9 protein-coding genes and 1 pseudogene are annotated in these 8,378 nt (G+C 71.0%); 9 read left to right on the forward strand and 1 reads right to left on the reverse strand.

All coding sequences use genetic code 11. The features are described 5' to 3' along the window. Positions 1 to 247: oligopeptide/dipeptide ABC transporter ATP-binding protein (locus NON19_RS32685; protein ID WP_372514380.1), on the forward strand; the 247-nt coding region annotated here is incomplete at its 5' end. A 25-nt stretch (positions 248 to 272) separates the two neighbouring features. Further along, a pseudogene (locus NON19_RS32690) lies at positions 273 to 829 on the forward strand (Uma2 family endonuclease). A 26-nt stretch (positions 830 to 855) separates the two neighbouring features. On the opposite strand, the gene NON19_RS32695 reads toward NON19_RS32690, so the two are convergent. Next, the gene (locus NON19_RS32695) at positions 856 to 2,388 is read right to left on the reverse strand and encodes a trypsin-like serine peptidase (RefSeq protein WP_255932906.1); all 1,533 of its coding nucleotides are present in this window, start codon (positions 2,386 to 2,388) and stop codon (positions 856 to 858) included. On the opposite strand from NON19_RS32695, the gene NON19_RS32700 reads away from it, so the two are divergent. The 7 genes from NON19_RS32700 to NON19_RS32730 form a co-directional block, all read left to right on the forward strand. Next, a complete protein-coding gene (locus tag NON19_RS32700) occupies positions 2,351 to 3,046 on the forward strand; it encodes a hypothetical protein (RefSeq protein WP_255932907.1) in 696 nt (231 codons plus the stop codon). The genes NON19_RS32695 and NON19_RS32700 overlap by 38 nt on opposite strands. A 162-nt stretch (positions 3,047 to 3,208) precedes the next feature. Continuing rightward, positions 3,209 to 3,829 (forward strand): trimeric intracellular cation channel family protein, encoded by a 621-nt coding sequence (locus NON19_RS32705; RefSeq protein WP_255932913.1) that lies wholly within the window; start codon positions 3,209 to 3,211, stop codon positions 3,827 to 3,829. 83 nt (positions 3,830 to 3,912) lie between these two features. Beyond that, positions 3,913 to 4,767, forward strand: a complete 855-nt coding sequence (locus NON19_RS32710) for a thioesterase family protein (protein ID WP_255932908.1) — start codon at positions 3,913 to 3,915, stop codon at positions 4,765 to 4,767. A gap of 204 nt (positions 4,768 to 4,971) precedes the next feature. After that, the gene (locus NON19_RS32715; protein WP_255932909.1) at positions 4,972 to 6,141 is read left to right on the forward strand and encodes a cysteine desulfurase family protein; all 1,170 of its coding nucleotides are present in this window, start codon (positions 4,972 to 4,974) and stop codon (positions 6,139 to 6,141) included. 148 nt (positions 6,142 to 6,289) lie between these two features. Continuing rightward, positions 6,290 to 7,447 carry a tRNA 2-thiouridine(34) synthase MnmA gene (gene mnmA / locus NON19_RS32720; protein WP_255932910.1) on the forward strand — a complete coding sequence of 386 codons (1,158 nt, stop codon included), beginning with the start codon at positions 6,290 to 6,292 and terminating at the stop codon, positions 7,445 to 7,447. Next, positions 7,444 to 7,983 carry an LOG family protein gene (locus tag NON19_RS32725; RefSeq protein WP_255932911.1) on the forward strand — a complete coding sequence of 180 codons (540 nt, stop codon included), beginning with the start codon at positions 7,444 to 7,446 and terminating at the stop codon, positions 7,981 to 7,983. Before mnmA ends, NON19_RS32725 begins: the two co-directional genes overlap by 4 nt. Positions 7,984 to 8,008: 25 nt before the next feature. Beyond that, a partial coding sequence (locus NON19_RS32730) for an SDR family NAD(P)-dependent oxidoreductase (RefSeq protein ID WP_255932912.1) occupies positions 8,009 to 8,378 on the forward strand: 370 nt, incomplete at its 3' end.

Genomic DNA, 8,378 nt, shown 5'->3' on the forward strand with positions numbered 1-8,378 from the left:
TACCCGCGCCCTGCTCTCCGCCGTCCCCGTCCCCGACCCGGCCCGCCGCCACCACTCCGACCGCATCCTCCTCACCGGCGACGTCCCGTCCCCCATCACCCCACCGCCCGGTTGCCGCTTCCACACGCGCTGCTGGAAGGCGACGGCCCGGTGCGCCTCGGAGGAACCCCAGCTACGCGAGGTACGGGAGGGACAGCGGGTGGCCTGCCACTTTCCGGAGGGGGTGAGTGAGACTTTGAACGGGTGACTTCAGGCGAATACGCTGCCCACCCATGACGGGCCATTTGTGCGACTACAGCGACGTAGATCCCGAGACGGCGTTGAAGTACGCGGTGCGACACGTCGGTTGGGGGCACGCCCAGGTCATCGAGGGCGTCATCGCGCAGGCATCGCGGGGCTGGGACCACGAGGCAACCGTTGACCGCATCCGCCAGCAGATCTGCGAGCGGGTACGGGAGCTGGGGCAGGTGATGGGGTCAGGGGATCTCGACCTGCCCGGTTCCTGCAACTGGTACGTCCCCGACATCGCGGTCGTCGGCGCGAGGAGTTGGCGCGAAGTGGCGGGGCCCTGCATCCCCGGCAGACGCTGTTGATCGTTGAGGTGACCTCGGAGTCGGACGGCGACACCGACCGAATCGTCAAGCGCCGCCGGTACGCGGAGTATGGGGCTTCGCTCTACTTGTTGGTCGATCGGTCGGAAGGGTCCTGCACGTTGTTCTCGAAGCCGGGACCGCTCGGTTACACGCGGACGGCGGGGCCGTATCCCTTCGGCACCCCGATCCGGCTACCCGAGCCGTTCGCCGTGGAGTTGGACACCAGTGAGTTCTAGGCCAACTCCACGGCAGGCAGTGTCAACTACCGCCGCACCGGCGGCAGGTTGGTGCTGGCCGACGGGGTGACCAGGACGGACTCCTGACCGAGGGCCTGGGCGGTGTTGGGGTACATCGACAGTTCGCCGTCGGACCAGCGGACGACGTAGTCGTCGTTCCACGGGCCGGTGCCGTAGTTGCCCGAGGTGGTGAGGGTGGCGTTGGTCCACAAGGGGCTGGAGTTGCGCTCGCGGATCTCGGTCTTGATGCCGTGCTCGTCCACGTCCGGGTAGTCGTCCAGCTCGCCGTCGGACCAACGGACCATCAGGTCCCAGGTGTTGTTGCCCGCGAAGTCGCCCGCGGCGACGCTGGCCGCGTGGGTCCACACCGAGTGCGGCTTGGCCAGCTGCACCTGGCTGTGCAGGCCGTTGCCGTCCACGTCCGGGTAGAGCGTCATCTCGCCGTCGGACCAGCGCACGATCAGGTCGTCCGGCCACTTGTCGGTGGAGGAGAAGCGGCCAGCGGTGATGGTCACCGCGTGCTGCCACAGCGAGCCGGGCTTCACCAGCACGATCTGCTTGTGCAGACCGGTGGCGTCCACGTCCGGGAAGAGGGTCAGGCTGCCGTCGGCCCAACGCACCACGAGGTCATAGGTGTTGGAGCCGACGAAGTCACCGGCGGTGATGGAGATCGCCTTGCTCCACACCGAGCCGCCCTTGGCGAGTTGGATCTCCTTGTCGAACCGGCCGTTCCCGGCCCCGCGGTAGAGCGTGAGCTCACCGTCGGACCAGCGCACGATCATGTCGCTGTAGTCCTTGCCGGGCGTGGGGGAGGGGGTGAAGTACCCGGAGGCGAGGACGCTGGCGTGCGCCATGGTCGAGGCGCTCGGCAGCACGTTGCGCCGCGCGGGCGCGGCGCCGGAGATCGCGGTGTTGTAGAGGTTCTGGACGTCCGCGCCGTAGTACGCGCTGTAGGAGACGTCCGCGGTGGGACCGCCGGTGTCCCAGCCGCCGATGCTGCCGACCACATCGCCGGTACCGGTGGTCGGGTTGAAGTTGGCGAGGAACGGCCCGCCGCTGGTGCCGGTCTTGTAGCTCTGGCAGCCGATGCGCAGGAACGAGCCGGGGGTGCCGTCGGTGGGCGTGAACTGGGTGGTGCTGGAGGTGCAGGTCAGCGGCTGGGTGGCATCACCCGGGTAGCCGACCAGGGTGATGTTGTCGAAGGCGTAACCACCGCCGGTGACAAGGTTGTTGCCGCCCACCACGTCCTGCACTTGCTTGCCGTTGGTGCCCGGACCGACCTCGGCGAAGGCCACGTCCCACTGGTCGCCCTGCACCCGGCCGAGGTCGTAGTAGCGCGGATCGATCCAGAACCGGCCGCGACCCTCGGAGTCCTGGTTGACCGGGAAGATGCCGTACGGCTGCGGCTTGGCCGCCGTCCACTGCGGCACGAACGCCATCGCGTCGTTCGGCGCGGCGGTGTCCAGGCAGTGGCCCGCGGTCAGGATGATGTTGTGGTGCGGGCTGTTGATCACACTCGCGGTGCAGAAGTACGAGCCGCTGCCCCGCATCAGGTACATCCGGCCGACCATCGGCAGCCCCGCGAACGACTGGCTGGGCGCCGATGGCTGGGTGCTGGACGAGGGAGCGGGACTCGGCGTCGGACTGCTGGTCGGGCTCGGTGAGGCGGGCGGTGTGCTGGCGGGCGCCGACGGCGTGGGACTGGTGGCAACAGGTGGGGGACTGCTGCTCGCCGTACTGCTGTCCGTCGGGATGGGCGAGGAGGACGGCAGGTCCATCGTGCTGAACTCGCGCGCCGCGCTCCGTATTCGGCTCGCCGCCTTCCGCGCGCCGTGCGGCGCGGTCTTCCCGCTGTGCGGGACGGGCTTCTTGGCGTTGTCGGGCAACGGCAGCGGCTTGGCGTCAGCCATCCGCGTCGCGGTCCAGAACTTCTTGGCGTCCTCGGCGGTCCAGTGGCGCGACTCCGGCAGCGGCGGTGGCGCCTCGTCGGGAATCGCCTGGGCCGATATGGACTGGTCTTCGGTGAACTCGGCCGTCACGGCCGAGGCGTTGGGCCACAGGAACGCCCCCGCCAACAGTGTCGCGCCGGAAACGGCGGCGATCACTGCGCGGCGTCTCGCGCGGTTGACACGGCGTCTGGCACGGCCCGAAGAAACTTTACGCACCCTGGTGGTCCCCCCACGTGGTAACCGGATATATCACGGTGACCTTACGTGACTCGGCGGGCCATTGGTCCACGGGATGCGGTGGACTGACAGCCGCGGTACGGGATGCCGCCGTCCGGTCGGCGCGTGCGGTGCGGGTAGAACTGTCCGCGTGACGCTCCACCCGCTCGGCCCCGGCCTGTTCAGCCCCTCCGTGCAGCATCTGCTCGACCTCATGGGCATCTTCATCTTCGCGATCTCCGGCGCGCTGCTCGCCGTCCGCAAGAACCTCGACGTGTTCGGCATGTGGATGCTGGCCGAGGTCACCGGACTCGGCGGCGGGGTGCTCAGGGACCTGATCATCGGCGCGGTGCCGCCCGCCGCCTTCACCGACCTCGGCTACTTCCTCACCCCGTTCGCCGCCACTGTGCTGGTCTTCTTCCTCCACCCCGAGGTGGAGCGGATCAACCGCGCGGTGATGGTGATGGACGCGGCGGGCCTCGGGCTGTTCTGCGTCACCGGCACCACCAAGGCGCACGACCACGGCCTCGGCCTGACCTTCTCGGCCGCGCTGGGCGTGGCCACCGCGGTGGGCGGCGGTGTCATCCGTGACGTGCTCGCCCAGGAGGTGCCCTCGCTGCTGCGCTGGGACCGCGACCTGTACGCGGTTCCGGCGCTGGTCGGCGCCACCATCGTGGCGGTACTGCTGCACTTCCACGCGCTGACCCCGTTCGGCAGCGGCTGCGCGGCGGTCGCCGCGTTCGTACTGCGGCTGCTGGCGATGCGGTACGGCTGGCGGGCGCCGCGCGCCTGGCACCGGCGCAGTACGGCCAGGGAGGCGCAGAATCCGGTGTGACGCGGGCTGGCCGGGCTGCCCGCGGCCACCCTCCGGGAAAGCAGGGCTACCGGCCGGTAACTTCTGGGTGTACGGTGCACGTCATGGCACAGGCGACCATCGGGAACAGCGAGTTCGACCGCGACACGGCGGTCACCGCACGCCCGGACGAACCAGGCGTCTTCGACGCCCAACTCTCCGCGGGCTGGACGATCCTGCGTGCGGTCAACGGCGGCTATCTGCTCGCCACCGCGGCCCGCGCCCTCGGTCAAGTCCTCCCGCACCGCGATCCGTTCACCATCACCGCGCACTACCTCACCGCCTCGGAACCGGGTCCGGCCGTGCTGCGCACCGATGTGATCCGGGCCGGGCGCACCATGTCCACCGGCCAGGCCCGGCTGCTGCAGGCTGACGGTGCGGGGCAGGAGGTGGAACGGCTGCGGGTCACCGCCACGTACGGCGACCTGGACGCGCTCCCGGACGATGTGCGCACCAGCGCCAAGCCGTTCGACATCCCGCCCTACGAGCGGTGTGTGGGCCGGGCCGACGGGCCGGATGTCGCGGACGCCGCGGCGTTCTCCTCCGGCAGCACCGAGATCACCGACCGGCTGGACATCCGGCTGGACCCGGCGACCGCCGGTTGGGCGGTCGGCGAGCCCAGCGGACGGGGTGAGATCCGGGCATGGTTCGGCCTCGCCGACGGGCGGGACGCGGATCCTCTCTCGCTGCTGCTGGCGGTGGACGCCTTGCCGCCGACCGCCTTCGATCTTGGTCTCGGCGGGTGGGTGCCGACCGTCGAACTCACCGTCCACGTACGGTGCCGACCCGCACCGGGGGCGCTGCGGATCGCCACCCGCACCCGCAATCTGGCTGGGGGGTTCCTCGAGGAGGACGGGGAGGTGTGGGACTCCGAGGACCGTCTCGTCGCGCAGTCCCGGCAGTTGGCCCGGGTGCGCTGAGGGGTTCCGTCGGCGGGTGGGCGGGGGGTTCGCCCACCCGCCCGCCCGTCTGGCCCGAGGCTCTTTGCTTGCCGTTGCGCGGGGCGGGGGCGGTGTTTGGCGCGCGGCTGTACCGCGGGTTGTGGGCGTGGTGGGCTTTGTGGCCTGTTGCGGATGTCGGCCCGGCGCGGATGCGTCGGGGCGGCTCGTAGAATCGGTGGCACCATGGCCTACCTTGACCACGCCGCCACCACTCCGATGCTTCCGGAGGCGGTCCAGGCGATGACCGAGCAGCTCACCAGCACCGGGAACGCCTCATCGCTGCACGCCGCCGGGCGGCGCGCGCGGCGGGCGGTCGAGGAGTCCCGGGAGGCGCTGGCCGCCGCGCTGGGCGCCCGGCCCAGCGAGGTGGTGTTCACCGGTGGTGGCACCGAGTCCGACAACCTCGCGGTGAAGGGCCTGTACTGGGCGCGCCGCGCGGCCGATCCGCGCCGCACCCGGGTGCTGGCCAGCCCCGTCGAGCACCACGCCGTGCTCGACGCGGTGCACTGGCTCGCCGACCACGAGGGCGCCAGCATCGACTGGCTGCCGGTCGACCGCCACGGCAGGGTGCATCCCGAGGCGCTGCGCGAGGCGATCCAGCGCGACCCCTGCGATGTCGCGCTGGCCACGATCATGTGGGCCAACAACGAGGTCGGCACCGTCCTGCCGATAGCGGAACTCGCCGCCGTGGCACGGGAGTTCGAGGTTCCGCTGCACTCCGACGCGGTACAGGCCTTCGGCCAGGTCGAAGTGGACTTCGCCGCATCCGGACTCGACGCGATGACGGTGACCGCGCACAAGATCGGCGGGCCGTACGGGGTCGGGGCGCTGGTGCTGCGCCGCGAGTGGGCGCCGGTGCCGTTGCTGCACGGCGGAGGCCAGGAGCGCGACGTGCGCTCCGGGACGCTGGACACGCCCGCGGTGGTGGCGTTCGCCACGGCGGCGACGCTGGCCGCGCAGCGGCGGGAGGAGTTCGTCCGAGAAGTCGGCGGACTGCGGGACCGGCTGGTCGACGCGGTACGGGAGGCGGTGCCGGAGGCGATCCTCAACGGGGACCCCGCGCCGGAGGGTCGGCTGCCCGCCAACGCGCACTTCTCCTTCCCCGGGTGCGAAGGGGACTCGCTGCTGCTGTTGCTCGACGCGCGGGGCATCGAGTGCTCGACCGGTTCCGCGTGTACCGCTGGGGTGGCCCAGCCGAGCCATGTGCTGCTGGCGATGGGGGCGGATTCCGCGCGGGCGCGGGGGTCGCTGCGGTTCTCTCTCGGGCACACGTCCACTGCGGCGGATGTTGCGGCTGTGGCGGAGGCGATCGGCCCGGTCGTCTCGCGCGCCCGGGCCGCGGGGCTGTCCTAGGGCGTTCGTCCCCTCGGCCTTTGGGCGCTGTTGCGCTCTGCCGTTGTGGGTCGGGACCGCGCCGAGGTGACTCCTCGGTGGCCCCGGCCCCGCCCCAGGCGCAACGGCCCTCAAAGGCGGACGGCCGTGCCCGTACCCTAGAAGGGCTATGACTGATTTCCCAGGCGCCCCGACCGGACCCCGCAACGGCAACCGTCTCCGCGTGCTCGCGGCGATGTCCGGCGGCGTGGACTCCGCCGTCGCCGCCGCCCGAGCCGCCGAGGCCGGGCATGACGTGACCGGCGTCCACCTCGCCCTCTCGGCGAACCCGCAGTCCTTCCGTACCGGCGCCCGTGGCTGCTGCACGATCGAGGACTCCCGGGACGCCCGGCGCGCCGCCGACGTGATCGGCATTCCCTTCTACGTGTGGGACCTGGCCGACCGCTTCCGTGAGGACGTCGTCGAGGACTTCATAGCCGAGTACGCGGCGGGCCGCACCCCCAACCCCTGCCTGCGCTGCAACGAGAAGATCAAGTTCGCTGCGCTGCTGGACAAGGCCCTGGCGCTCGGCTTCGACGCGGTGTGCACCGGCCACTACGCCACGATCGTCGTCCGCGACGACGGCACCCGCGAACTGCACCGCGCCAGCGACGCCGCCAAGGACCAGTCGTACGTCCTCGGCGTACTGGACGAGCGGCAGCTCGCGCACGCCATGTTCCCGCTCGGCGACACCCCCACCACCAAGGACGAGATCCGCGCCGAGGCGGAGCGCCGCGGCCTCGCCGTCGCAAGGAAGCCGGACAGCCACGACATCTGCTTCATCGCCGACGGTGACACCCAGGGCTTCCTGGCCAAGCGCCTGGGCACCGCCGACGGCGACATCGTGGACCAGGACGGCACCAAACTCGGTACCCACGAAGGCGCTTACGGCTTCACCATCGGCCAGCGCAAGGGCCTGCGGATCGGCACCCCGGCCGCCGACGGCAAGCCGCGGTACGTGCTGGACATCTCGCCGGTGAACAACACGGTCACAGTGGGCCCGGCCGAGGCGCTGGACGTCATGGCCCTCACCGCGATCAAGCCCCGCTGGTGCGGCACCCCGCCGACCGGGCCCGGCCGGTACACCGCCCAACTCCGCGCCCACGGCGGCGAGTCGCAGGTCACGGCCGAACTCGTCGGCGAGGAACTGCGGGTGCGCTTCACCGAACCGGTACGCGGCGTCGCCCCCGGCCAGGCGGTGGTGCTCTACGACGGCACCAGGGTGGTCGGTTCGGCCACCATCGCGGCGACGGAACGCCGCGAGGGTGCGGCTACCGTAGCCGTATGAACATCTGCGTCTTCCTCTCCGCGGCCGATCTGGACGAGCGATACACCGCCCCGGCGCGGGAGTTCGCGGAGCTCATCGGCAAGGGCGGGCACACCCTGGTGTGGGGTGGGTCCGACGTCGGCCTGATGAAGGTGGTCGCGGACGGCGTACACGAGCACGGCGGACGCCTGGTCGGGGTGTCCGTGGAGTTCCTGGGCGACAAGGCGCGCAAGGACGCGGACGAGATGGTGGTGGCCGCCGATCTCGCCGAGCGCAAGGCGCAGTTGCTGACCCGGTCCGACGCGATCGTGATCATGGTGGGCGGTACCGGCACGTTGGACGAGGCCACCGAGATCCTGGAGCTGAAGAAGCACGGGCTGCACGCCAAGCCGGTGGTGCTGCTCAACACGGCCGGTTTCTACGACGGCCTCAAGGAGCAGTTCCAGCGCATGGAGGCCGAGGGCTTCCTTCCGCTGCCGCTGACCGAACTGGTCTTCTTCGCCGAGGACGGCGTCGCCGCGCTGGCGTACCTGGAGGAGTCCGTCGGCATCCAGTGATGCCGGGTGATGACAGCATGGCGGTATGAGTACGCACCTGATCACCGGAGCGGGTTCCGGCATCGGCGCGGCGGTCGCCCGCCGTCTGCTCGACCGCGGCGACGAACTGTGGCTGCTGGCCCGGAACGCGGGCCGCGCCAAGGAACTGGCGGAAGCCTTCCCCGGCGCCCACACCCTCGTCGGTGACCTGGCCGAACCCGAGCGGCTGTCCTGGGCGTTCGGCCACCAGACGCTGCCCGACCGGCTTGACTCGCTGCTGCACATCGCGGGCGTGGTGGACCTCGGACTGGTCGGTGAGACCAGCGTGCAGACCTGGAACCGTACGCTCGCCGCCAACCTCGTCGCACCCGCCGAGCTGACCCGGCTGCTGCTGCCGCAACTGCGGCTGACCCGCG

Source organism: Streptantibioticus rubrisoli, assembly GCF_024436055.1.
GTDB classification, from domain to species: domain Bacteria; phylum Actinomycetota; class Actinomycetes; order Streptomycetales; family Streptomycetaceae; genus Streptantibioticus_A; species Streptantibioticus_A rubrisoli.

Bases quoted from the DNA above. Each gene is read 5' to 3' on its own strand.
- NON19_RS32705 (WP_255932913.1), top strand. From the start codon at position 3,209: ATGGGCATCTTCATCTTCGCGATCTCCGGCGCGCTGCTCGCCGTCCGC.
- NON19_RS32725 (WP_255932911.1), top strand. From the start codon at position 7,444: ATGAACATCTGCGTCTTCCTCTCCGCGGCCGATCTGGACGAGCGATAC.
- NON19_RS32695 (WP_255932906.1), bottom strand. From the start codon at position 2,388: ATGTACCTGATGCGGGGCAGCGGCTCGTACTTCTGCACCGCGAGTGTG.
- NON19_RS32715 (WP_255932909.1), top strand. From the start codon at position 4,972: ATGGCCTACCTTGACCACGCCGCCACCACTCCGATGCTTCCGGAGGCG.
- NON19_RS32710 (WP_255932908.1), top strand. From the start codon at position 3,913: ATGGCACAGGCGACCATCGGGAACAGCGAGTTCGACCGCGACACGGCG.
- mnmA (WP_255932910.1), top strand. From the start codon at position 6,290: ATGACTGATTTCCCAGGCGCCCCGACCGGACCCCGCAACGGCAACCGT.